Origin of the sequence: Lactobacillus hamsteri DSM 5661 = JCM 6256 (assembly GCF_000615445.1) — a bacterium.
Taxonomy (GTDB): domain Bacteria; phylum Bacillota; class Bacilli; order Lactobacillales; family Lactobacillaceae; genus Lactobacillus; species Lactobacillus hamsteri.
Window position 1 is genome coordinate 52,700 of record NZ_BALY01000002.1, and the last position, 25,389, is coordinate 78,088.

At 34.5% G+C, this 25,389-nt stretch carries 23 protein-coding genes and 2 pseudogenes; 21 read left to right on the plus strand and 4 right to left on the minus strand.

Annotation, left to right across the window (positions count from 1 at the left end; all coding sequences use genetic code 11):
- The first annotated feature begins 4 nt into the window (after positions 1-4).
- From ftsA to JCM6256_RS00950, 20 genes and pseudogenes are all read left to right on the plus strand, one after another.
- Positions 5-1,368: pseudogene (gene ftsA / locus JCM6256_RS09355) on the plus strand (cell division protein FtsA).
- A gap of 16 nt (positions 1,369-1,384) precedes the next feature.
- On the plus strand, positions 1,385-2,758 hold the full coding sequence (gene ftsZ, locus JCM6256_RS00860) for a cell division protein FtsZ (RefSeq protein WP_025079960.1): 1,374 nt from the start codon (positions 1,385-1,387) through the stop codon (positions 2,756-2,758).
- Positions 2,759-2,774: 16 nt separating this feature from the next.
- On the plus strand, positions 2,775-3,218 hold the full coding sequence (locus JCM6256_RS00865) for a cell division protein SepF (RefSeq protein ID WP_025079961.1): 444 nt from the start codon (positions 2,775-2,777) through the stop codon (positions 3,216-3,218).
- On the plus strand, positions 3,218-3,514 hold the full coding sequence (locus JCM6256_RS00870; RefSeq protein ID WP_025079962.1) for a YggT family protein: 297 nt from the start codon (positions 3,218-3,220) through the stop codon (positions 3,512-3,514). Before JCM6256_RS00865 ends, JCM6256_RS00870 begins: the two co-directional genes overlap by 1 nt.
- Entirely contained in the window at positions 3,514-4,317 is an 804-nt protein-coding gene (locus tag JCM6256_RS00875; protein ID WP_025079963.1) for a YlmH family RNA-binding protein, read from the plus strand. Before JCM6256_RS00870 ends, JCM6256_RS00875 begins: the two co-directional genes overlap by 1 nt.
- Positions 4,290-5,156, plus strand: a complete 867-nt coding sequence (locus tag JCM6256_RS00880) for a DivIVA domain-containing protein (RefSeq protein ID WP_025079964.1) — start codon at positions 4,290-4,292, stop codon at positions 5,154-5,156. The genes JCM6256_RS00875 and JCM6256_RS00880 overlap by 28 nt, the downstream gene beginning before the upstream one ends.
- Positions 5,157-5,368: 212 nt before the next feature.
- A pseudogene (gene ileS, locus JCM6256_RS09360) lies at positions 5,369-8,148 on the plus strand (isoleucine--tRNA ligase).
- Positions 8,148-8,369 (plus strand): cold-shock protein, encoded by a 222-nt coding sequence (locus JCM6256_RS00890; RefSeq protein WP_025079965.1) that lies wholly within the window; start codon positions 8,148-8,150, stop codon positions 8,367-8,369. The pseudogene ileS and the gene JCM6256_RS00890 overlap by 1 nt, the downstream one beginning before the upstream one ends.
- A gap of 1 nt (position 8,370) precedes the next feature.
- A complete protein-coding gene (locus JCM6256_RS00895; protein ID WP_025079966.1) occupies positions 8,371-8,943 on the plus strand; it encodes an NUDIX hydrolase in 573 nt (190 codons plus the stop codon).
- Positions 8,936-9,262: a hypothetical protein gene (locus JCM6256_RS00900; protein WP_025079967.1), complete on the plus strand. Its 327-nt coding sequence runs from the start codon at positions 8,936-8,938 to the stop codon at positions 9,260-9,262. Before JCM6256_RS00895 ends, JCM6256_RS00900 begins: the two co-directional genes overlap by 8 nt.
- Before the next feature lie 18 nt (positions 9,263-9,280).
- On the plus strand, positions 9,281-9,976 hold the full coding sequence (locus tag JCM6256_RS00905) for a 5'-methylthioadenosine/adenosylhomocysteine nucleosidase (protein WP_025079968.1): 696 nt from the start codon (positions 9,281-9,283) through the stop codon (positions 9,974-9,976).
- 78 nt (positions 9,977-10,054) lie between these two features.
- On the plus strand, positions 10,055-10,396 hold the full coding sequence (locus JCM6256_RS00910; RefSeq protein WP_025079969.1) for a DUF1831 domain-containing protein: 342 nt from the start codon (positions 10,055-10,057) through the stop codon (positions 10,394-10,396).
- A gap of 4 nt (positions 10,397-10,400) precedes the next feature.
- On the plus strand, positions 10,401-11,528 hold the full coding sequence (mnmA, locus tag JCM6256_RS00915; protein WP_025079970.1) for a tRNA 2-thiouridine(34) synthase MnmA: 1,128 nt from the start codon (positions 10,401-10,403) through the stop codon (positions 11,526-11,528).
- A 94-nt stretch (positions 11,529-11,622) separates the two neighbouring features.
- The gene (locus JCM6256_RS00920) at positions 11,623-12,447 is read left to right on the plus strand and encodes a Cof-type HAD-IIB family hydrolase (RefSeq protein WP_025079971.1); all 825 of its coding nucleotides are present in this window, start codon (positions 11,623-11,625) and stop codon (positions 12,445-12,447) included.
- A gap of 51 nt (positions 12,448-12,498) precedes the next feature.
- Positions 12,499-13,158: a histidine phosphatase family protein gene (locus JCM6256_RS00925; protein ID WP_025079972.1), complete on the plus strand. Its 660-nt coding sequence runs from the start codon at positions 12,499-12,501 to the stop codon at positions 13,156-13,158.
- On the plus strand, positions 13,158-13,805 hold the full coding sequence (locus JCM6256_RS00930; protein ID WP_025079973.1) for a tetratricopeptide repeat protein: 648 nt from the start codon (positions 13,158-13,160) through the stop codon (positions 13,803-13,805). Before JCM6256_RS00925 ends, JCM6256_RS00930 begins: the two co-directional genes overlap by 1 nt.
- Positions 13,798-16,179, plus strand: a complete 2,382-nt coding sequence (gene recD2, locus JCM6256_RS00935; protein ID WP_025079974.1) for an SF1B family DNA helicase RecD2 — start codon at positions 13,798-13,800, stop codon at positions 16,177-16,179. The genes JCM6256_RS00930 and recD2 overlap by 8 nt, the downstream gene beginning before the upstream one ends.
- 190 nt (positions 16,180-16,369) lie before the next feature.
- Positions 16,370-17,740 carry an IS4 family transposase gene (locus tag JCM6256_RS00940; protein ID WP_025079975.1) on the plus strand — a complete coding sequence of 457 codons (1,371 nt, stop codon included), beginning with the start codon at positions 16,370-16,372 and terminating at the stop codon, positions 17,738-17,740.
- 466 nt (positions 17,741-18,206) lie between these two features.
- Complete coding sequence (locus JCM6256_RS00945) at positions 18,207-18,827, plus strand: hypothetical protein (protein ID WP_025079976.1); 621 nt, start codon at positions 18,207-18,209, stop codon at positions 18,825-18,827.
- Between the two features lie 165 nt (positions 18,828-18,992).
- Positions 18,993-19,376, plus strand: coding sequence for a DUF1828 domain-containing protein (locus JCM6256_RS00950; protein WP_025079977.1), 384 nt, complete (start codon positions 18,993-18,995; stop codon positions 19,374-19,376).
- A 31-nt stretch (positions 19,377-19,407) separates the two neighbouring features.
- On the opposite strand, the gene JCM6256_RS00955 is transcribed toward JCM6256_RS00950, so the two are convergent.
- The 4 genes from JCM6256_RS00955 to def form a co-directional block, all read right to left on the minus strand.
- Positions 19,408-20,355, minus strand: a complete 948-nt coding sequence (locus tag JCM6256_RS00955) for a diacylglycerol/lipid kinase family protein (RefSeq protein ID WP_025079978.1) — start codon at positions 20,353-20,355, stop codon at positions 19,408-19,410.
- A 50-nt stretch (positions 20,356-20,405) separates the two neighbouring features.
- Complete coding sequence (gene rnjA / locus JCM6256_RS00960) at positions 20,406-22,085, minus strand: ribonuclease J1 (RefSeq protein WP_025079979.1); 1,680 nt, start codon at positions 22,083-22,085, stop codon at positions 20,406-20,408.
- Positions 22,086-22,091: 6 nt separating this feature from the next.
- On the minus strand, positions 22,092-22,313 hold the full coding sequence (locus tag JCM6256_RS00965) for a DNA-dependent RNA polymerase subunit epsilon (protein WP_025079980.1): 222 nt from the start codon (positions 22,311-22,313) through the stop codon (positions 22,092-22,094).
- Positions 22,314-22,682: 369 nt separating this feature from the next.
- On the minus strand, positions 22,683-23,237 hold the full coding sequence (def, locus tag JCM6256_RS00970; protein ID WP_025079981.1) for a peptide deformylase: 555 nt from the start codon (positions 23,235-23,237) through the stop codon (positions 22,683-22,685).
- Positions 23,238-23,492: 255 nt separating this feature from the next.
- Here def and typA point away from each other — a divergent pair, with 255 nt between their 5' ends.
- Entirely contained in the window at positions 23,493-25,334 is a 1,842-nt protein-coding gene (typA, locus tag JCM6256_RS00975) for a translational GTPase TypA (protein ID WP_025079982.1), read from the plus strand.
- Positions 25,335-25,389: the final 55 nt, after the last annotated feature.

Here is a 25,389-nt window from a genome sequence, read left to right on the forward strand (position 1 = left end):
AATTTTGGATAATTCAAAACTATTAGTAGGTCTTGATATAGGTACTACTAGTATAAAAGCAGTTGTTGCCGATTCAGGTAAAGTGATTGGCGCTGTATCAACACCTAACGCTGGTATGAGACATGGTAAAATAGTAGATATTGATCAAACTGCGGCTGCAATCAGCAAAGCTTTAAAAGAAGTAGCTGAGAAAACTAATTCTAATATTTATAGAGTAGTTACCGGTATTCCAGTAGGAATGTTACAGTTAGAAAGTGCTACTGGCTTAACTAGTGTAGCCGATAATGGTCAAGAAGTTGGAAACAACGATGTTAAGAGGGTTTTACAAGCAGCTATTAAATCTGCAGTTAAAGATGGTAGAGATCCAATTGCTTTTTTACCAAGTCGATTTTTAATCGATGGAAAAACAGATGTAGATGATCCTCGTAAGATGATTGCACATTCGTTAGCTGTGAGAGGCATTCTTTTGACAGCTCCTACTGGTGCTTTGCATAATATTAAGAAGGCTATAGAGAGAGCAGGTTACAAGAATAATTTCTTTGTACCTACACCACTTGCAATTGCTAGTGTTGCGCTTGATGAAGGAGAAAGAACTTTTGGTTCTATCATTCTTGATCTCGGCGGTGGAACTACGACAGCTACTGTTATCCATGAAGGTCAAATTAAATATGCAAATATTGATCTTGAAGGTGGAAGTGACATTAGTAATGATATTTCAGTAGTTTTGAGTACTTCTAAAAAAGATGCCAATCAAATCAAGCTTGATTATGGTTTTGCAGATCCAAGTTTAGCTTCCGAGAATGATAAGTTTGCCGTAAATAGCGTAGGTACGAATGGTCAAAAAATGATCGATGAAGTTTACCTAAGCGAAATCATCAATGCTAGATTGATGCAAATTCTTAATAGAATTGGTAAGGGGTTAGCTAAGAATAAGGCTTTGAAATTGCCTGGTGGTGTAATAATCACTGGTGGTAGCAGTTTGCTTCAAGGAATTGATAGTTTAGTTGCAAATACTTTAGGAATTAAGGCAAGAATATATCAGCCGATCAAATGGGGATACGTAATCCGGTTTATGCAGCGGCTTATGGTATTGTAAATTATTCATATAAAATGTCAGATATTGACTATATTGTGAATAGTGCAATTTATGGTGATGAAGTGGTAGCTAAAAAGGTACAACCTGAACCAGTAAATCATGAAAATACCAAGAATTTAAAAAGAACTATCAGTTCTCGTGAAACTGAGTCAAAAGAAGCATATAATAGTAATAAGCTAACAGGAGAAGAAACAGCTCCTGAAAAAGAAAGAGAAAATAATCAAAGTAGAACTGGAAGTTTAAAAAACTTCTTCAAAAAGTTCTTCGACTAAAGGTAGGTTAAATTAGATGGATTTTACATTCGATTCAGATGACAATAAAAATGCTGTCATTAAGGTAATCGGTGTTGGTGGTGCCGGCGGTAATGCGGTTAATCGAATGATCGATGACGGTGTGCAAGGCGTTTCATTTATTGCTGCTAACACTGATGTTCAAGCTTTAAATAGCAATAAGGCAGAAGACAAGATTCAACTTGGACCTAAGTTGACAAGAGGTTTGGGTGCAGGTTCTCATCCTGAAGTTGGACAAAAAGCTGCCGAGGAAAGTGAACAAACTATTGAGGATGCACTTAAAGGTGCAGATATGATTTTTATCACTGCCGGTATGGGTGGCGGTACTGGTACTGGTGCTGCTCCGGTTGTTGCTAAAATAGCTCGAGAAACTGGTGCTCTTACCGTGGGTGTTGTTACTCGTCCATTCAGTTTTGAAGGTCCTAAGAGATCAAGAAACGCAGCAGAAGGTATTACACAATTAAAGCAATATGTTGATACTTTAGTTATTATTGCTAATAACCGTCTACTTGAAATGGTAGATAAAAAGACTCCAATGATGGATGCCTTTAAAGAAGCTGATAATGTTTTGAAACAAGGTGTTCAAGGTATTTCAGATTTGATAACTTCAACTGACTACGTTAACTTAGACTTTGCTGATGTTAAAACTGTTATGGAAAACCAAGGTGCAGCTTTAATGGGTATTGGTCGTGCTAGTGGTGAAAATAGAACTGTTGAAGCTACTAAGTTGGCTATTTCTTCACCTCTTTTAGAAGTATCTATTGATGGTGCTAAGCAAGTGCTTCTTAACATTACTGGTGGTCCAGATTTGACATTATTTGAAGCTCAAGATGCTTCAGAAATCGTTTCTAAGGCTGCAGGGGATGATGTAAATATTATCTTTGGTACATCAATCAATCCTAACTTGGGCGATGAAGTTGTTGTTACTGTGATTGCCACAGGTATTGATTCTGCTGCTGAGGAAGCTGCATCAAAACAACTTCCTGGTCGCAGTCACCAAATTAAGTCTCAACCTAAGAAGGAAACTACTGCTTCAAACGAAAATAATGCTACAGTGCCACCTAAGCAATCACAAATTGGTCAAACAGTTCAACCAAATCAAACTGTTAAACCAGCTGAAAGTCAATCTGCAGTTAAGCCTGCACAAAAGCACGATACAATGGTTGACCCTACTAGTGTTTGGGGATTGAACGATACTAACCAAAATACTAGAAGACCTAATCCAACTGAACCAGATGAAAATCGTGATACTAGTTTTGAATCATTTAGTAATGACGAACAGAATAGTATTTCCCAAATTGAAACTAGTGCTCAAGATGATGATGACGATAATAATGATATTCCGTTCTTTAAACATCGTAGCGAGGACTAATTAGGAGGAAGATAATATGGCTTTTGATAAATTAGGTAGATTCTTCGGTATCTCAGATGATGATGATACAGTTGATGATGAAAGTTATGTTGAAGATCGTCAAGAAGACACTGAAGAAGAACAAATACCTTTAAATAATTTCAATCGCGATAATGTTGTCTCCATTAAATCCGGCATGAGTTCTACTAAGAGTCAAATAGTTCTTTATGAGCCAAGAGTTTATTCAGATGCGAAAGATGTGGCACAAAATCTTTTGCAAAATAAAGCTGTAGTAATTAACTTTGGTCGTATGGAAGACAGTTCAGCTAGAAGAATTGTGGACTTTATTACTGGTACTGTTTATGCTTTAAATGGTGAAATTCAACGTATTGGTGACAAAATTTTCTTAGCAACTCCACCTAAGTTTGTTACTGATGGAAAAATCAGCGAATTAATTGATAAGAAGGATAATATAGGTTAATGGCAATTTATTATATTTTATCTGTAATCTCATGGATTATATGGTTGTATTGTCTTCTTATTGTAATTAGTGCAATTATGAGTTGGTTGCCCATGTTAGCCAATTCTGTAGTTGGACAATTTTTGAATAAGATTGTAAATCCTTATTTAAGTTTGTTTAGAAAAGGTCCATTGGAAAAACTTGCATATAGTACAGGGATTGATATTTCACCTGTAATTGGGATCTTTATTCTGTATTTTATTCAAGATTATGCCTTACAATGGATAGCAAATATTTTATATAAATTGGTGGGATAATGGAGAAAAGACAAGCTAGTAGCTTTTATCCACATTTTAGCCAAGAAGAAAGACCAACTATTGATAAATTAGTTGGTCTTTTTAATAATCTTGTTTTTAAGCATCAAAATATTTTAACTGATTTTCTAGACCCAGGTGAAAGAGATATTTTGAAAACTATTGTTGGAAATGATGCTTTTATTCAAGAATTTGGTGGATACAAAAATGCTGAAAAAAAGCGAGTATATTTAAGTGAAGAATGGGTTAATTTAACTCCAAAGGATTATCAGGTGACCGCGTTTAATATCGAATATCCAACAAAATTCACCCAATTAAATCATAGTTCAATTCTAGGTGCTTTGGCTAATTCGGGAATTGAAATGGATACTTTTGGTGACATAATTACCGATGGTGAAGGAGAATGGCAATTTTTCGGCAAATCAGAATTAACCTCTTTTTTTACTGAACAAATTGATAGAATTGGTAAAACGCAAGTAAAAGTTAGACCGATCTTATTTAAAAATATTCTTGAGCCTCAAGATGATTCGGAGGAAAGAACAGAAATAGTTGCCTCTTTGCGAATTGATGCTGTATTGGCTAGAGTCAGCAAACAAAGCAGAGGACAAGTCCAAAAATCTATTGAAGCTAAAGAGGTCAAATTAAATTGGCATGATGTCCAAAATTCGAATATAATGGTAGAAGCAAATGATGTTTTGAGTCTACGACATTTTGGAAGATTGCAGATAGAAGACATCGTGTCAACAAGAAAAGGTAAATACAGGGTGGTGTTGAGAATTTGGCAGACAAAAAAGAAACACAAGTAGGTCAATTGACACCGATGGATATTCATAATAAAGAGTTTAAACATCGGGGTCGCAATGGATATGATCGTTATGAAGTTGATAGTTTTCTAGATCAAATTGTTGATGATTACGGTGATAGCTTAGATCAGGTTGTAGATTTAAAGAATCAAATTGCATCTTTAAATCAAAAGATTGATAATCTTCAATCGCGTGTTGATGAATATGATAAAAAAGAAGAAGAAGTAAATCAGATTCTAGTTTCAGCACAAAAGTCAGCTAATCGAATGATTGCGGATGCAAAAAAACAAGCTGAAAGGACAGTTTCTGAAGCTAAGAAACAAGCACAAACAGATACTGATTATCAACGCCAACAACAAGAAGTACTATCAGATGATTATAAACGTTTGAAAAAGGAAGTTGGTGAATTTCGTCAACATATTCAGGAAATGCTTCAAAAGCAAATTGATAGTTTGAATGATAGCGAATGGCAACATTCACTGGATGAGTACTTCCATACAGAACGTTTTTATCCAGGAAATGGTGCCGAACCGCTACCAATTTCTGATTCACAGGAAGATGAATTTGCACGTGAAGAAAAGATAGCTGAAGAAGATGAGAATTCAGATGATATAGGCGAGTGGGTTGAAGTAGATGATGATATCGATGATGAAGATATTGACAGCGATGACCCAGATGAAGTAGACTCTAATGAAGAGTCTGAGGATGATGAGGGTGAAAATCCTCAACCAATGACCGGAGATAGTCCAAGTCATCAAACAATGAACATCAGTGATGAACCGAAGAGACGTAGTTCAGATGTAAATATTGTTTTCCCAGATGATTACAAAGATCATAATTAAATAGACTGACAGTAAAATTTGAAAGCATTACAGCGAGCTAACGTTGGTGGAAGGTTAGCATAAGAGCCGGATAATTGATCAGCTGCCGATGGGTCTATGCGTTTTATTGTACGTTACACAATAATAAGTGGAGCAGTAGCTCAATTTAGGTGGTACCACGGTTAACCTCGTCCTAATTAGGGACGAGGTTTTTCGTTTAGAAAGGATTTTTTATGAGAATCAAAGATACTCTTAATTTAGGAAAAACTAAATTTAAGATGCGCGGTAACCTTCCAGTTCGTGAAGGCGAATGGCAAAAACAATGGCGTGAAAATAAATTATATGAACAAAGATTAAAGCTTAACGAAGGTAAACCTCGTTTTGACTTACACGATGGCCCTCCATTTGCAAATGGTAATATCCACATGGGTCATGCTTTGAACCACATTTCTAAAGATATTATTGTTCGTTACAAGAACATGAATGGTTATTACGCACCTTACGTTCCTGGTTGGGATACTCATGGCTTGCCTGTTGAACAGCAATTAGCTAAAAAGGGTATTGATCGTAAGACGATGGATCGTGCTAAGTACCGTGAACTTTGTCGTCAATACGCTGAAGAACAAGTTCAAAAACAAATGACTGACTTCAAGCGTTTAGGCATCATGGCAGATTGGGACCATCCATACATTACCTTGCAACCTGAATTTGAAGCCGAAGAAATTCGTATCTTCGGTGAAATGTTCAAGAAAGGTTACATTTACAAGGGTAAGAAACCTGTTTACTGGTCATGGTCAAGTGAATCCACTTTGGCAGAAGCCGAAGTTGAATATAAAGATGTTGAAGCAAATTCAATCTTTGTTGCTTTCCCTGTCAAGGATGGCAAGGGAATTATTGATCCAGAAAATACTTACTTTGTAATTTGGACAACTACTCCTTGGACTATTCCAGCTAATGAAGCTATTTGTGTAAATCCTAAATTTGATTACTCAGTAGTTAAAGTTGGAGACAAGAATTATGTTATTGCTTCTGGTTTGCTTGATAGAGTCGCTGAACAAATCGGTTGGGAAGATTATGAAGTAATTAAGACTATCAAGGGTGCAGATATGGAATACATGACTGCTAAGCACCCACTTTACGATAAAGAAAGTCTTGTTATCGAAGGCTTCCATGTAACTTTAGATGATGGTACTGGTTTGGTTCATACTGCACCTGGTTTTGGTGAAGACGACTTTAATGTTGGTCAAAAGTATAATTTACCAATCTTTAGTCCAGTTGATGCTCAAGGTAAGTATACTGATGAAGTTCCTGAACTTGCAGGTATGTTCTACCAAGATGTTGATAAATTGATGGTTGAAAAACTTAAAGATTCAGGTGCTCTTCTTAAGCTTAAGGTATTTACTCACTCATACCCACACGATTGGCGTACTAAGAAGCCAGTTATCTTTAGAGCTACTACACAATGGTTTACCTCAATTGCACCATTTAGAGACCAAATTTTGGATCAAATCGAAAAGGCTAGCTTCATCCCTTCATGGGGTAAAACTCGTCTTTACAATATGATTAAAGATCGTGGTGATTGGGTAATTTCACGTCAACGTGCTTGGGGTGTTCCACTTCCAATTTTCTACGCTGAAGATGGTACACCAATCGTTACTCCAGAAACGATCGAACATGTTGCGCAAATTTTTGAAAAAGAAGGCTCAAATGCTTGGTTTAAGCACACAGCTAAAGAATTACTTCCAGAAGGCTTTACTTCTGAACACTCACCACATGGTGAATTTAAGAAGGAAACTGATATTCTTGATGTTTGGTTTGACTCAGGTACATCATGGGCTGGCGTTATGAGAAAGCGTGGTTTGGGCTTCCCAGCAGATCTTTATCTTGAGGGTTCAGATCAATACCGTGGTTGGTTTAATTCAAGTTTAATTACTTCTGTCGCAGCCACTGGTTTGGCACCATACAAACAAGTTCTTTCACAAGGATTTGTTTTGGATGACAAGGGTCATAAGATGTCTAAGTCACTTGGAAATGTTATTTCTCCAAATGATGTTATCAAGAAGATGGGTGCAGAAATTATTCGTCTTTGGGTAGCACAAGCTGATACTTCATCTGACGTTGCTGTATCATACGATATCTTAAGTCAATGTGCAGAAAGCTACCGTAAGATTAGAAATACTTTCCGTTACATGCTTGCTAACACTAGTGACTTTGATCCTAAGGAAAATCGTGTTGCTTATGCTGATCTTCGTTCAGTGGATCAATACATGGAAGTTAAGCTTAATGATTTAATTAAAGACTGCTTGGAAGCATATGATAAGTATGACTTCTCAACTGTCTTTAAGAAGGTATTTAACTTCATTTCAAACGATCTTTCATCATTCTACTTAGACTTTGCTAAGGATGTTCTTTACATCGAAGCTGAAGATAGTCATGCTCGTCGTTCAATGCAAACTGTAATTTACGATGCTGCAGTTAAATTGGCTAAGGTTTTGACTCCAATTTTGCCACACACAATGGAAGAAATTTGGGGCTTCCTCAAGGAAGATGGCGAATACATTCAACTTTCTGAAATGCCTGAAGTTGAAACTTATGATAATCATGATGAATTAATTGAAAACTGGCATAAGTTCATGAGCTTCGTGATGATGTTTTGAAGGCTTTAGAAGAAGCTAGAAATAACAAGTTGATTGGTAAGTCATTTGAAGCTGCTGTAACTATTTATCCTGATAAAGAAACTAAGGCAATGCTTGATAAATTAGATGCAAACGTAAGAGAAATCTTAATTGTTTCAGATTTGACTATTTCTGATGGTGAAGCACCTGCAGATGCTGAAAAATTGTTTAACGCATCTATTGTAGTTAAGAAGGCTGAAGGAGAAGTTTGTCCACGTTGTCGTATGATCAGCAAGGATGTTGGTTCAGATCCAAAACTTCCAATGCTTTGTGCCCGTTGTGCAAAAATAGTTGAAGAAAATTATCCTGAAGCTGTTCAAGAAGGATTTGAAAAGTAATGCGTTTAGGAAAAGTAAAGCAGTTTGACGAAGGCAGTAGTTATGGATTTGTTGAAGACGATTTAAACCATAAATCTTATTTTGTCTTCTATACTGCAATTAAAGAAGAAGGATATAAGCGCTTAGAAGTAGGCCAAAAGGTAAAATATCAATTAGCTCAGGGCAAAAATGGTTTGCAATGCGTTAATGTATACTTGGCTGATTCAAAAGACAAGGATTAATATGGATTTAAAAGAAACCGAAATTTCTTCACAGCCAATATTTAAAGGCAGAATTGTTGATCTTTCAGTTAGAACGATTGAACTTCCCAATGGAGAAACTGCTACGCGTGAAGTAGTTAAACATCAGCCTGCTTCTGCAGTTATTGCAATTAATGATAAAAAGCAAATGCTTTTGGTTAAGCAATGGCGTGAGGCAATTAAGCAATTAACATTAGAAGTTCCAGCTGGTTTGGTTGATTCAACCGATGCTAGTCCATTAGATGCGATGAAGCGTGAATTAAATGAAGAAGGCGGCTATCGCGCGGAATATTGGGAAAAGGTTACTGAATTTTATACTTCACCTGGTTTTGCAGATGAAAAAATTCATTTGTTTTATTGTGATACCTTAACTAAACTAGAGGATAAACGGTCACTTGATGAAGATGAATTTTTGATTGCAAGCTGGTATGGTTTAGATGATCTTAAGAAATTAATTTCCGAAGGGAAAATTGTAGATTTAAAAACTATTTTTGCAATTACTTTTTGGGAAAATATGTTGCTTAATGGTAAGCAAGTGAAGGAAAACGATGACTGAAAAGCGATCTGATTATCGTAAAAAGCAAAATCAGAGAAAGCCAAAAAACTTTTTTCAAAAAATGAAGGCAGCTTTTGATGATAGCGATATTGATCAAGAGGATGTGGATGTCAATCCAGATTTTCAGCGTGATCCGTCAGAAAGAAGACCTCTTGATGGTAATGGTATTGAAGATATTAATCAGAATATTGAAAATATAAAAAATATTAATGCCACAAGTGAAGATAAGAGATTGCGCCTGAAAAAAAGATTGAATAGTGCTATTCTGATAGTGTTCGTTTTAATAATATTAGTGCTATTAGCACTGTTTCATTTATAATATGAATTGAGGAAGAAAATGAAGATTGCGATTATTGTTCCAATGGAAATTGAAGCAGAATATTACCGCAAGAATTTTCACTCAGAAGATAAGGAAATGTTCGGATCAACTGTATTCGAACATTTTTCCGTTAATGGTAATGATATTTACCTTGGTTTGAGTGGAATTGGTAAAGTTCAAGCTGCAATGAATTTAGCAAGTTTATTGAGTAATGTGGATATAGACATGATCTTTATGACTGGATCTGCGGGTTCAATGAATGAAGATGTACATAAAGAAGATTTAGTATTTCCAAGTGAATTTGCGTACCATGATGCGCATAATACTATGGCAGGTGACTATGTTGAAGGACAAATTCCTCAAGAACCTGCAAGATTTAAGTTAGATTCACCTCAACGTACTGCATTTGGCGAATATTTAAAATCTCGAGGTATTGAGTATAAGGAAGGCCTAGTTGTAACTGGAGATTCATTTATTGCTTCTGATGCTCAAAAAGATGCAATTAGAAAGAATTTCTCAGATGCCTTAGGCGTCGAAATGGAAGGTGCAGCTTTTGCACAAGTTGCTTACCATTTTAATAAGCCATTGATTGCTATGCGTGCAATTTCTGATAATGGTGATGAAGATGCTAATGAAGACTTTGATGCTTTTGTTAAAAAAGTAGGAGCTAAGGCAGCTAAGTTAATTTGTGATTATGTTGAAAATTTAAATTAATCCTATTTGTGAGCATTTAAGTATAAATAGTTGCTTTTAAAAAGAAAGTAACTTATTATTAATAAGCGAGGAAAAACTATGGCAAATAAAGTTGTGATTAATGGTGATAATCGTAAATTTACGTTGAGTCCTGATATTAAGCTTTATGCTTTAATTGATGCAGGTTTTACTAAAACAGCTAAAGGCAACTATAATTATGAACATCCTTTATATAATGACTCACCTTATAATGCTCCAACTAAGCTTAAGATGACTATTAATAAAGAATTGTCTCATTTAACAATGGTTGTTACTGATCGCAATGGTTTGCAAAAGGTTAATATTTTTAAGAACAAGCAATTAGCGCCAACTGTTGAACTTTTAAATTACATTTTAAAAGATCTTGAAGAGCGTAAAATTATTGTTCCAGTAAAGGATTGATTGAATGGTTGACAATAGTAAGATCAGAGTAGTCGTTGGTATGAGTGGTGGTGTAGATTCTTCTGTTTCTGCACTTTTGCTTAAGCAACAAGGCTATGATGTAGTTGGTGTCTTCATGAAAAATTGGGATGATACCGATGATGCAGGCGTTTGTACTGCAACCGAAGATTACGCAGACGTAAAAAAGGTTGCAGATAAGATTGGGATTCCTTACTACTCAATTAATTTTGAAAAGGAATATTGGCATCGTGTCTTTGAATATTTCTTAGATGAATACAAAAAAGGCAGAACACCTAATCCCGATGTAATGTGCAACAGTCAAATCAAGTTTAAGTCTTTCCTTGACTTTGCCATGGACTTGGATGCTGATTATATTGCTATGGGTCACTATGCTAAGACCGTTAAGGATGAAGATGGTGTAGTGCATATGATGCGTCCAAAAGATGGTAATAAGGACCAAACTTATTTCTTGAGTCAATTAAATCAAGATCAAATTAAAAAGGTTATTTTCCCATTAGCTAATTTAACTAAGCCACAAGTTCGTGAAATTGCCCTTGCCAATGGTTTAGCTACTGCTAAAAAGAAGGATTCAACCGGAATTTGTTTTATTGGTGAAAGAAACTTTAGAAAGTTTTTGAGTGAGTTTCTTCCTGCTAAATCAGGCAAGATGGTTACGCCAGAAGGTAAAGTTGTCGGTGAACACGCTGGTCTTATGTACTATACCATTGGTCAAAGACAAGGCTTGGGTTTAGGTTCAACTAAGGAATCAACTGATCCCTGGTTTGTAGTGGGTAAGGACCTTAAAAAGAATGAATTAATTGTTCAACAAGGCTATGATAGTAAATTGCTTTATGCAACTGAACTTAAGGCTAGTGATATGTCATTCTTTACTGGTAAGCCAGATCATGATGTAGAATTCCATTGCAGCGCTAAGTTCCGCTATCGTCAATGTGATGTTGGTGTAACTGTTAAGTATCATGCTGAAGATAATACTGTTGATGTATTATTTGATGAACCTGCTCGTGCAGTTACTCCTGGTCAAGCATTAGTTTTATATGATGGCGAAGAATGTATTGGTGGCGGAAATATTGATGCTGCTTACCAGGGCGATAAAAAACTTCAATTAGTATAAAAATGAAAAAGAGATCCGATTTCGGGTCTCTTTTTTTAACTAAAATTAAATGATAAAATTATAGAAAACGTTTTATTTTATTGAGGGATGAAAAATGTATAAACTTATTACGTGCGATTTAGATGAAACTTTATTAAGCGATAATACTCATGTTTGTGAGCGAAACAAAGAAGCTATTAAAAAAGCAACAGATTTAGGCGTTAAATTTGTACCTGCTACGGGACGGGGATATGATGCAGTTTCAGGAACTTTAAAAGAAATTGGACTATATAATAAAGAAAATGAGTACGTTATTTCATTTAACGGGGCATGTGTAACTGAAAATAAAAGTAATCAAGTTTTGCGTTTTGACGGTTTGAATTATGATATTGCAAATGAGTTATATAAAATGGGTAAAGAAAAAGATGTTTGTATTCATGTTTATACAAAAGATATCGTTTATGTATATAACATGAATGATGATGAACGTAAATATATGGAAAAACGGCATCGTTTTGAAGAAATTGACAAAGCGGATTTAAGTTTTATAAAAGGACAGGATATTCCTAAGGTTTTATATGAAAGCACCAATCAAGAATATTTGCGTGATATTGCAAAAGAAATGGGAGAACTGGCGAATAAATTAGATGTGTCGTATTCTTCTAATCGCTATCTTGAATTTAATAGTCAAGGTATAAATAAGGGCGTTGGTTTATTGTGGCTCGCAAATAAATTAGGTATTAAGCCTGAAGAAACGATGGCATTAGGTGATAATTTTAACGATTTATCAATGATTAAAGCAGCAGGCTTGGGTGTTGGAATGGCTAATACTAATCCTGATATGAAGGATCAATGCAATATAATTACCAAGGCTGATAATAATCAAGGCGGGGTAGCCGAAGCAATTGAACGCTTCGTTTTAAACGAAGATAACAATTAAATTTGAATAGAATTTTTGCTACAATAGTTCCATAAGGAGAGAAATTGTATTATGCAAATTTATTTTGTTCGTCATGGTAAAACCGAGTGGAATTTAGCTAGTCGTTTTCAAGGGGGACATGGCGATTCACCATTATTGCCACAAAGTCTTGAAGATATTAAAAAACTAGGACATCATTTACAAGGTACAAAATTTAGAGGTGTTTTTGCGAGTCCATTGCAACGAGCTTTTAATACTGCACAAGGCATCGATGATGCGATGAATGCTAATTTACCTGTTGTAATTGATGAAAGATTACGTGAATTTAATCTTGGTGATATGGAAGGGATGAAATTCGATGATGCTGCTAAAAAGTATCCAGAACAAATTGACAATTTTTGGCATCATCCTGAAAAATATGATCCTACTGAACTTCACGGAGAAGATTATGAACATGTAATTGCGCGTGGCAAAAATTTTGCACAGGAAATGGCTGAACGTTTTCCAGATGATAATGATAAAATCTTAGCAGTTAGCCATGGTGCGGCTTTATCTGCAATTATGGGTGGTTTGTTAGGCTATCCTTTGAAGGACGTTCGTAAACGTGGTGGTCTTAGCAATACTAGTTTAACGGTTCTTGAAACTAAGGATGGAGGAAAAACTTTCCATCCGGTTGTTTGGAATGAAACTAGTTTCTTAGGAAGAAAATTATCAAAAACGGATTCATTGTAATGGATAAAAAAATATCAGAATTGTATGACGCGGGCAAAATTGACCGCGCCATTCACTTATTAATAGAAAAAATAGATGCACATCCTCAACAAGTTGAGAATTATTTACAATTATCAACTTATTTGATTGAACAGGGGAGTCCAGATCAAGCCCAAAAGCTTTTAGAGCAGGCTGAACATTTAGTGAAAAAACCGCAAGAATTATTTTATAATTTAGCAGTTTGTTACTATATGCAAGGCGATTTTGATAAGGCACTAAATTTACTTGATCGCATCCCTAATGATGATTTGACTTTGTATCAAAAATCATTGGTATATTTAAAATTGGGGCAAAGTCAAAAGGCTTTAGCTTTTGCACTTACAATTAAAAATATTGATGAGCGTGTACAGGAATTATTGGGTGATATTTGGATGAGCTTAGGTCAACTTAAAGAAGCAGAAAAGACTTATTTTCAAATTCCTGATGAAAAACGATCTGCAAAAATATATTTCTTATTGGGCGTTACATTGTTTGATCATGATCGTGATCAAGCAGAAAAGATGTTTGCAATTTCTAAAAAAATGGATGAAAAATATTTCCAAAAAGCCCATGATCAATATGCTTCAATTTTAAAATTAGTCAACGATAAGGAAAAGAAAAATGGTTGAGTTTACCGGTAAGATCAATGGAATCGTTTTTGAAAATGATAAAGATCTTTTTAAAATTCTCGATGTTGAGATTATTGGAAATCTTGATGACTATGAGCGTGATGAAATAAAAGTAACCGGTAATTTTGGTGATGTGCAGGTTGGCGGAAGCTATCGGTTTGATGGCTATTTGGTGATGCATGAAAAGTTTGGATTGCAGTTTAGAGCCAACACATATAAGCAGGTTTTGCCCCATGAAGAAGGAAGTTTAACTAGATATTTAAGTTCTAATAAATTCCCAGGTATTGGTAAAAAAGCTGCAGAAAAAATTATTGGTGAGTTAGGTTTAAAAGCTTTAGATGTTTTAAAAGATAACCCTGCTAAAATTGATGATTTGGATTTAACCCAGAAACAAAAAGATAGCCTATTATCAGGACTTAATACTATGGATTCTTTTTCGGAGGTTCTTCTTAAGCTTGCACAATTTGGGATAAATCGTAAAACTGCAACTCGCTTGTATCAGTTATATCATGGTGAAGCTGTTGAAAAATTGAAAAAGGACCCTTATGCATCAGTTGCAGAGGTAATAGGTTATGGTTTTAAAACTGCTGATCAAATTGGACGTGAAATAGGTCTTGCTCCAGATGATCCTAAAAGAATAAAGGGCGCTATTTTTCAAGTCTTATTGGATGCTTTAAGTGGCATAGGCGATACTTATGTAAGTTTAGCCACACTTTTAACAGAAGCGAGCAAATTACTTAATATTAATCAATTTGATCCAATTGCTACCGAAGTTAATGCGTTACAGGCAGATGGAAAAGTAGTTGTCGATGGTGAAGATGCGGCATTAAGCAATATCTATCAAACAGAAGTAGAAATTGCCAGATTGATGAAAAATTTGGTTGAAAAACGTAATTTTCAAAAAGATGAAAAATACGATGATGAAGATATTGATGATGCAATTACCAATGCGGAAAAGCAATTACGTATTGAGTATGACGAAACTCAAAAGATGGCTATTAAGAATGCTGTAAACAATCCGATTTCAATCCTTACAGGTGGTCCGGGTACCGGTAAGACAACGATTGTGAACGGAATTTTGCTGGTTTTGCGTGAATTGGCTGATATTCCTGCTTCGGCTCTTTATAGCGAAGATCCACCATTTCTCTTAGCTGCACCAACGGGTCGAGCAGCTAAGAGAATGAGTGAAATTACTGGAATTGCTGCTAAAACGATTCATCGCTTGTTGGGATTAGGAATTAGCGATAATAATACCGAAGATTTAAATGAATTAAACGGTGAAATTTTAATTATCGATGAAATGTCGATGGTTGATATGTTTTTGTTTAAGCAACTATTATCTAGTATCAATCAGACACGTCATATTGTCTTTGTGGGTGATAAAAATCAATTGCCATCGGTTGGAGCAGGAAATGTCTTTAGCGATTTAATTAAATCAAGCGCATTTCCCACAACAATTTTGAAACAAATTCACCGGCAGGGTGATGATTCAAGTATTATTACTTTGGCACATGACGTAAATGAAGGAACAAACCAAGAAGTTTTATTTAAAAAAACTAAAAACTATTCATTTATTCCATGTAAGCCACAATTAGTTGGGGATGCTGTAGGACAAATTGTTGAACTTGCTTTAAAACGTGGTTTTGAAAAAGATGATATTCAAGTTTTAGGGGCCATGTATCATGGAAATGGTGGGGTTAATAATTTAAATGATATTATTCAAGAAATTATGAATCCACCTAAGGCTAAAAGTAAGTCAATTCAAATTCATGATGAAGCGTTTAGAATTGGCGACCGTATCTTACAATTACAAAATAATCCTGAAAAAGATATCTATAATGGACAAATAGGTAAAATTATTGGTATTGATGAAAAAAATTCTAAGGCTTGTTTAATTGCTAATTTTGATGGTCGAGAGGTTGAATTTGATCGAAAAGATTTAAATGATTTAACCAGGGCATATGCTATTACTATTCATAAATCACAAGGTTCAGAATTTCCGCTGGTGGTTCTTAATTTAACCATGCAGAATTATGTAATGCTTAAACGTAATCTGCTTTATACAGCTATTACACGTGCTGAAAAGAATTTAGTGCTTATTGGTGATCCAAGAGCATATATTGCAGCTCTTAATACTCCTGGCAATGATCGTAAAACAGGTTTGACTAGAAAATTGCAAGAGATGCTAGGTATTGATGAAAAAGATACATCGGATACAAAAAGTGTTAGTGCTACTGATAATAAAAAAGATAAAGAATCCAAGGTAGAGAGTAATAAGGGATCAGAAAATTATATTTTGACTAAAGAAAAAATATATTCGGGTGAAATTGATCCAATGATTGGGATGGAAGGGATTACTTTGTTTCAAAATTAAAAGACTTAAGAATTTGATTCAATGTCATTAAGTTAAGACATTGACAATAATAGTTGAAAGTGTTTTTAAGAATCGAATCATTTGGATTCGATTCTTTTTTTGCATAAAATAAAGGCGAAAAGACCTACCTTCTCGCCTTAGTATTAAATTTTAGACCTTCAACTTTATTACCAGAAAGCTGGTGCTAATTATGAAAGCCCTTCATAAAAATATTTTAGAGCGTCTTGATCAAATTATCAATGATACCGGTAAGCATATTCATAATTTTATTGATAATTCTCATGCCTTTACCAGAAAACGTACTTTAGATGCAGCGACTGTTCTTAAAACTACAATTAATATGCAGGGGCAGAATTTAACAAATGAATTGTTTAGAGCATTTGGTAAAAAAGCTATCAAAAATAATGACAAAATAGTTAGCACATCTGCATATGTCCAACGCAAAAGTCAATTGACTCCTGCTTGTTTTAAACATATTTTGACGGTCTTTAATCAAGATTTGTTTAATATTCAGCTGCTAGATCACCAGTATCGTTTGTTTGCCATTGATGGTTCTGATTTTAATCAAATTTGGAATTCAAAATCGAAAAATATTGTACAATCTGCAACTCATATAAATAAGCCTTATTGTCAAATTCATGTTAATGCCTTATATGATCTAATGAATAATACTTATCAGGATTGTATTTTTCAGCCTAAATCAGAAATGGATGAACGTAAAGCGGCTGTACAAATGCTTAAAGCTTTGAATTGTGGTCCATACATTGTAACAATGGATCGTGGTTACACCAGTTTTAATATGATTGAAAACTGTAATCGTTTACCAAATTGTTACTACATAATACGAACTAAAGTTGGACGTAGCGGATTTAAAGAAATAGAAACATTGCCTAATCAAGACTGTGATCGTGATATTTCCTGTCGCGTAACTACCTCTAATTATTACTACATCACACATAAAGCACATGAAAATATCCATCATGTCAATCATCATTATCACCAATATATTAAATATCGTTCTAAAAATACACAAGATCGCAACTGGGATTTTGGCGAATTATGTACAGTAAAATTTCGTGCTTGCAAGTTCAAAATAAATGATTCCAAATATGACAAAGAAGAATGGGAAGTTGTGCTAACTAATCTTGATCGGAAAACTTTCCCACTACAAAGAATTAAAGAGCTTTATCATTTGCGTTGGGGTATTGAGAGCTCCTTTAGGAAGCTTAAGTATTCTTTAGGCTGTGTAGAATTTCATTCTAAACAAGATAAATTTATTGAAATGGAAATTTATGCTCATATGATTATGTTTAACGCAATTAGTCAAATCGATGCACAAGCCTATATCCCACAAAGGCATTGCAAGTATCAATATGCCATCAATTTCAAACAATCATGCTTTATCATTCAAAGTATGTATTTGATTTCTTCTTTATCGCGAGATTTTGAACGGATTCTTATTCAAATCAGTTATTATACGATTCCGATTAGGCCGGGACGCAAGGATAAGAGAATTATTAAACCTAAATCAGCTGTATATTATTTGTATCGTGTAGCTTAAAAATTAAAAAAGTGCTATATCATACAAAAAAGCACCAATTTAACAAATTAATTGTTAAATCAGTGCTTAAAAAGTCAAAACTAGTTTGTCAATGTCTTAACTTAATGACATTGAATTTGATTCTTAAGCCTTTTATATTTTTATTTGAATTTCTTATTTTTAACAGGAACTTCTTTTGGTTTAATCATTGTGATACTTGTTGCAGTTAGTAGTAATACTAAAAAGGAGCAGCAAGTAAGGAAAATATGAATCAATATTCATCATCCTTTCTTATCTTGGGTTTAAACATAGAATAGACTCTAAATGTGAAGATTTTATGTAGATTTGTTTATGGATAGTTTAAGAAAGCGCTTAATATGATTAAATAATTTGCAAGAATAAGGTAAAATATAAGTAGTTAGAGTCAAATCGATGTCCCAAACCCTAAGCTATTCAGGCTTAGGGTTTTTGTGAAGAAGGAATTTAAATGAGTTCGTATAATGAATTAAAATGGCGTGATGAAGATTATGAAAAGTATAGTACTGACAAACTTTATTTTATTTGGAATGTTTTAAAGCAGCCATTTCCACCTCAATATCGTGAAATGGTGGGTGAACTAGCTTTTCGTAAAGAAAAAAAGCAACGTGAAGAGAACTTAAAACGAATAAAAGAAATTATTTCTAGCCGTGACGATAAAAGTGAAATTCGTGAAGCCTGGAAGAAATTACATCCTAATAAAGAAATAAAAAAGGATGGCAAGTATATTAATGAATTAGCAAAATTAATGCCTAATATGGCAGAACAATTAGGTGCATTTATTGAATTGGAAAATATTGAAATAAAATATTTTGATGAAAATGGTGAACCTTTGTATGAATTAGCAGATTTTAAGGATATTTTTCCTGAAAATTTTGCTCAAAGTGGATTTAGAAAATATGGTCTTACAAAAGAACAATTTTTAAAAATATATCCTAATATTGATAAAGAAAATTTTGAACGATTATTGTCTCAAGTTAACTTAGAACAAGCAGAAGATAGTAGTACAATTATTCCGTATTATCCCGCAATTCAGATAAAACAAATTTTAGTCGATCAGTTGAATAATTAAAAAAACATATGTTATATTATACGAGGTGCGTGAGATAGGCTTACGCACAACTATACAATATGTTTCTTCAAAGTCGCCGGGTCTCTATATGGGCGACTTTTTTGATGGCTAAATTTTTTTGTTTAAGGTAATATAAAAATATATATGCTTGAAAGGAAATAATTAATGAATTCTAGCGGAGAAGCAAAGTTTATGAAAAAGGGTATTGGTGACTGGATTAGTGATCATACTCATATTATTCAAGTTAGTGAAGATACTTTTGAAGTTGCAACTACAGAAATTGATGCATATGGAGATACAATTTACTGTTTTGTCACTAAAAAAGATAACTGGTATCAAATTAGTGATGGAGGTAGGATCTTATTTAAATTAGATCCGGGAGAAACTGATCCTGAACTTTATCAAACTGCTGAAGAAATTGCTATTGGTGCAGGATTTGATTTTGATGAAAAGGTATGTGAAATTTCTGTAACAACAGAAAAAGAAAATTTAGTACAAGCAATTGTTAAATTATCTCAATTACAAATTGCTATTTCATATTTGGGATAAAATAAAAAAGACTAGGAATTTTCTAGTCTTTTTATTTGCGTAAATTAAAGTAATCAATTTTAAAGGTAATGTCATACTTAGAATACGGTCCGCTTTCTCCATCAATTTGACTGTATTCAGGTATATTTGTTTTAATATGAATTTCTTGTGCTTCAATATAGTGAAAAAGAGGATCATTAACATGTGAACCATCTTTAATAAGTTTGGTAAAAAGCTTTATAAATTTAATGAAATTAGGTTTTTGTACTACAACAGTATCTAATACATGACTATAAATATTAGCTTTTGGTAAAATGGCTACGCCGCCACCAAAGTATGGATGATTAGTAGTTGTAGTAAAATATACATTATCGTATTTATATTCTTTTTCGTTTGCTCTAACGGTAACTGAAAATGTATTCTGTTTTATTAAAGCATTAAAAATATTAGATACATAAACTAAATTTCCAAAATTAATTTTATTAAGTTTTTTCTTTAGAGAATGACTGTTGCTTCGATTAACAATATATGCATCTAGTCCAATTCCAAAATTATTAATGAAATAAATTGGTTCATTTTTGATATCATTGTCTACGAAGAAACCACAATCAACTTGTTGTGCAGGATAGTTCTGAAGTAACTGATTTACTAACTTATAAGGGTTGTTAGTAAGACCTGCGGCACGAGCAAAATCATTGCCTGATCCTGCTGGAAGATAGGCAATAGCAGTATCAGGATGCTGAGATCTTTTAATGCCATTGACTACTTCGTTTAAGGAACCATCACCACCAATTACCAATAATATTTCATTTTTTGAGTGGAGGGAATTACCGTATTTTTGAGCGATATCTGTTAAATTCCCTGAATAAGAACTGGAATGAGTAGAATATTCAATTTTCTTTTGTTTTAAAAATTGAATTAATTTTGCATAAGCTTTTTTTGATTTTCCATTACCAGCAACAGGATTTAATAGGATATGTAAAATTATTTTTGTATTCATTATATATTTTTTGCAAAATAAAACCCCCATTAAGGGGATTTTTTAGTAATCTATTTCTTTTCAACGATCATTGGTAAAATCATTGGTCGACGTTCAGTCTTTGAGTATAGGAAATCAGATAGGTTTTCAATAATCGCTTTTCTAATTTCACTATCTTTAGGCTTATCTGATTTTGCCATTTCGTTTCTGAGAACATGGTAAACATGTTTTTGAGCTTGACTAATTAATTCTGTTGATTCGCGCATGTAAACAAATCCGCGACTTAAAATATCAGGACCAGCTAAAACACGTTTATGTTTGTAATCGATAGTCGCTACAGCAACGACAAGTCCTTCTTCTGATAAGATTTGTCGATCGTGTACAACTACATTTCCAACATCTGCCGTGCCAGAAGTATCGACATATACATCACCAGCCGGAATATGACCAGCAATTCTTGATCCTTCTGGGCCAAAGCAAACAACTTCACCGTTGCTTAAAACAAAAGTATGATCAGCTGGAACACCAGCTTCTTGGGCCAATTCAGTATGAATAACTTGCATACGGTATTCACCGTGAACAGGAATCATATATTTTGGCTTAGATAATTCAACCATTAACTTTAATTCTTCTTGACCACCGTGTCCAGAAGTATGGACATTATTAACACGGCCATGAATTACGTTAGCTCCACCTTCCATTAATTTATTAATAAGGTGGTTAACACTTAATGTATTTCCTGGAATTGGGTTGGAAGAGAAGATAACAGTATCATCAGGTTGAAGACTGATCTGTCTATGAGTACCATTAGCAATTCTTGATAAAGCAGCTAGTGGTTCACCTTGTGAACCGGTACATAAAATCATAGCTTTTTCTGGAGGAGTATGATTAATTTCATCAGCATCAACGATCAATCCTTCAGGTACGTTTAAGTAACCAAGATCAATACCATTTTGAACGCCGTTTTCCATACTTCTACCAAAGATAGCAACTTTACGGCCTGTATCAATTGCAGCTTGAATTGCTGTAGAAACACGGTAAAGGTTAGAAGCAAATGTTGCAAAAATGATTCTACCTTTAATACCAGTGATCATATCATGAAGTGATTTGGCAACAAATCTTTCAGACTTTGTAAATTGTGAGACCTCTGCGTTAGTTGAATCAGATAAAAGAGCTAAAACGCCTTCTTGTCCTAATTCTGCCATTTTTTGGAAGTCAGGAGCAGGTTGATTCATTACTGGAGTAAGGTCAAACTTAAAGTCACCAGTAAAGACTACTGCGCCAAGTGGTGTGTGAACAGCAATTCCCAAAGTATCAGGAATTGAGTGAGTTGTTCTGAAGAATGAAACACTTAATTTATTGAACTTAAGGACAGTATCTTCATGTTCTTCATGAAGTTCAGTAGTATTAAGAATTCCATGTTCTTCAAGTTTTCCTCTGATAAGAGAAAGAGCAAATGGAGTAGCATAGACAGGAATTTCTGGAATCTTTTCGAGTAAGAAAGGAATTCCGCCAATATGGTCTTCATGTCCGTGGCTGACTACCAAGGCTTTGATTTTTTTACGATTTTTTACTAGGTATGAATAATCAGAGATAACGTAATTAATACCTAGGAGGTCATCTTCTGGAAACTTAATTCCGCAGTCCATGATGACAATTTCATCTTGGTACTGTACACAGTACATATTTTTACCGATTTCGTGCAACCCCCCGATGGCGAAAACGGCAACTTCATTATTTTTAATTCTCAATCTGAATTACTTCTTATCGAACGACGTTAATTTGAAATCAGCGTGTTCTTGTTCGTACTTTAAAGAATTTCCGGTTAATTCTTGGATGAGTTCAATGTTGTAGGGGGTGTTGTCCTCAACCATGGTTCTAGCTTCGACTTGATTGTCTGCTTCGATGAAGAGAGTTTGAGTAGTTTCTCTACGTGGGTTAACAATCTTGTCTTTTTGATATAAAACTTTGTAGATCATAATTAATAATCTCCTTATTTAATTGTAAAAACGTTCTTATTAATGAATACTTTTTTCAAAATATTCAATAGCTAATAAAATTTTATCATATTTGTCCAGTCAAGTATAGAAACAAGTTTTGCAGAAATTACTTTAATTACTAAGCTATAAAATTACATAACACGTTGACATAAAATAACATTAGATATAAGATGAAACTGAAGTAAGTAGAAAAACTCGCTTACTTATGTTAAGAAGTCTCTTCAATCTTCTTAATTCCCATGAAGGGAAGCGGAGTGGGTACCGCTTCTTTTTAATAGTAAAAGGACACCTCAATGAGGTGTCCTTTTTGTTATTAACATAATATAATATTAAATTTAAAATAACGAATTAGGAAATAACAACAGTATCGTCTGCTAAATCGAATGGATTTTCCTTGTTGATTCTATCGTAGAATAAATGACCATTTAAGTGATCAATTTCGTGACTAGCGACGATAGCTGGATAATCTTTTAAGCGAATAGTTTTTTCTTCGCCATCAACAGTAAAGTAATGAATAGTTAATTTATCAGGACGAGGAACGTAACCGTTAATTACTTTGTCTACACTTAAACAGCCTTCACCTTCACTTAAACAAGCTTGGCGAACAGATTCAGAAATGATTTCTGGATTAACAAATGTTTCTTTGAAAATAATGTTGCCCTTGTCATCAGGAACAAGCAAGGATGCCATTTGTACGCTTTCGTCAACTTGTGGTGCAGCTAAACCAACACCGGCACGTAATTGATGCTTTTCAGCGATCTTAGGATCTTGTGAATTAATTAAATATTCCATCATATCTTTAGCTAATTGTTGGTAGTGTTCATCTAATGGAAATGTTAAGGGCTTAGCAACCTTACGTAAAACGGGATTTCCATCACGAGTGATATCTTTCATTAAAATCAATTGAATTACTCCTTTTATTAATTGTTAATTTCATTATATAGTATATTTTTACATAAAAATAAAATCTATGCTTTATTTTTATTTTGATTCTGTAAATTAAACTTTTGCTTAAAGCGTTGACCCTATTGAAGCTAGGTGGTAAAATTTATCAACGTAACTATACAGATTTTAAGCACTTCGATAAGGCGTAAAAACGCGCTACCGAAACTGTGACAAAGTCACAGTTTTTTTATTGAAGAGTGGGGAGGAATATTTTTGTCAGAAAAAAGAAGAGACAATCTTAGAAATATCGCAATTATTGCTCACGTTGACCACGGTAAGACTACTTTAGTTAACCAATTATTGAAGCAATCTGACACTTTGCCAGAGCACATGAACTTGGAAGATCGTGCAATGGACTCAAATGCCATTGAACGTGAACGTGGTATTACTATTTTGTCTAAGAATACTGCTGTTAAATATAAGGGCACTACTATTAACATTTTGGATACGCCAGGACACGCTGACTTTGGTGGTGAAGTAGAACGTATCATGCACATGGTTGACGGTGCACTTTTGTTAGTTGATGCTTACGAAGGTCCAATGCCACAAACTCGTTTTGTTTTAAAGAAGGCTTTGGAAGCTGGCGTTAAGCCAATTGTTGTTTTAAACAAGATTGACCGTCCAGGTGCTCGTCCAAAGGAAGTTCTTGATGAAGTTCTTGAACTCTTTATTGAATTAGGTGCCAATGATGAACAACTTGACTTCCCAGTTGTTTATGCATCAGCTTTAAACGGTACATCATCATACGATGAAGATCCAGCAAAACAAGAAAATACTATGGATCCTATTTTTGATACTGTTATCAAGAATATTCCAGCCCCAATCGACAACTCAGATGAACCATTACAATTCCAAATCACTATGCTTGATTGGGATGATTACGTAGGTCGTATTGGTGTAGGTCGTATTTACCGTGGTAAGGTAAAGGTTGGCGACAACATCACTGTTATGAAGCGTGACGGTTCAACTCAAAACTTCCGTGTTACTAAGTTGTTTGGCTTCTTTGGCTTGAAGCGTAATGAAATCCAAGAAGCCGAAGCTGGTGATATTATTGCCATTAGTGGTATTAATGATATTTACGTTGGTGAAACTATTGCTGATGCTCAACATCCAGAAGCATTGCCTCTTCTTAAGATTGATCCACCAACACTTCAAATGGACTTTGTTGCTAATGACTCACCATTTGCAGGTCGTGAAGGTGATCAAGTAACTCCTAAGAAGCTTGAAGATCGTTTGATTCGTCAAACTCGTACTGATGTTTCTTTGAAGGTTGAACCAACTGATCAAATTAATGCTTGGACTGTTTCAGGTCGTGGTGAACTTCACCTTTCAATTTTGGTTGAAGAAATGCGTCGTGAAGGATTCGAATTACAACTTTCACGTCCTAAGGTTATTTACCGTGAAATTGACGGTGTAAAGTGTGAACCATTTGAAGCTGTTCAAATTGATACGCCAGATGAATACGTAGGTTCAGTTATTGACTCACTTTCACAAAGAAAAGGTACCATGCAAAACATGGAATCAACAGGAAGTGGCCAAACTCGTCTTGAATTCTTGGTTCCATCACGTGGTTTGATTGGTTACAACAATGAATTTATGTCACAAACTGGTGGTTACGGAATTTTGAACCACACCTTTGATTCATACAAGCCAGTTGTTAAGAACTGGGAACCAGGCCGTCGTAATGGTGCTTTGGTATCTATTAATCAAGGTCAATCTACTACTTACTCACTTCAATCAGTTGAACAACGTGGTGTTTTGTTCATTGGTGCTGGTGTTGAAGTATACGAAGGTATGATCGTAGGTCAATCAAGCCGTGAACGTGATATCGCAGTTAACGTAACTAAGGGTAAGAACTTAACTAACACTCGTGCCTCTGGTAAGGACCATGCTGCTGCTATTAAGACTCCAAAGACTTTGACTTTGGAAGAAGCTATCGAATTCTTGAATGATGATGAATATTGTGAAGTAACTCCAGAATCAATTCGTCTTCGTAAGAAGATTTTGAATACTTCAGAACGTCAAAAGGCTGATAAGAAGCGTAATCGCAACTAATTAGTTAAGAATTTTAAAAAGTCACTGCTTCATAGAAGTAGTGACTTTTTTGTTT